Genomic DNA, 485 nt, shown 5'->3' with positions numbered 1-485 from the left:
CAGTGGGCTTGGTCGCCGGTGCGGTAGAGGCGGCTGCCGGGGGGTCCGTAGGGGTTGGGGACGAAGTGGGTGGCGGTGGTGGTGGGTTGGGCGAGGTAGCCGTGGGCGAGTCCGTCGCCGGAGAGGTAGAGCTCGCCCGTCGTGCCGGGCGGTGTGGGGCAGAGGTGGGCGTCGAGGACGTAGGCGTGCTTGTTGGTCAGGGGCCGGCCGATGGAGAGGGGGCCGGTGGCGGGGGCGTCGGGGTCGGTGGTGTGGGTGGTGGTGAAGCCCATGGACTCGGCCGGCCCGTACCCGTTGGTGATCGTGACCCGGGGGTGCAGCCGGTGCAGCCGCTCCACGTGGGTGGGCGATGCGGGTTCGCCGCCGGTGTAGACGATGCGGGTGGTGGTGAAGGTCTCGGGGTGTTCGTCGGTGAGGTAGTTGAACAGGCTGGAGGACAGTTGCAGCATCGTCACCCGGTGCTGCTGGGCGAGTGCGGAGATCAG

1 protein-coding gene is annotated in these 485 nt (G+C 70.5%); it reads right to left on the bottom strand.

The annotated features are described in order from the left end of the window. On the bottom strand, positions 1 to 485 hold a 485-nt coding region (locus AB4039_RS42425; protein ID WP_442273336.1), incomplete at both ends, for an AMP-binding protein.

This window comes from Streptomyces sp. M-16 (assembly GCF_052114405.1).
Lineage (GTDB): Bacteria > Actinomycetota > Actinomycetes > Streptomycetales > Streptomycetaceae > Streptomyces.
This window is presented reverse-complemented; position numbering and strand designations above follow the sequence as displayed.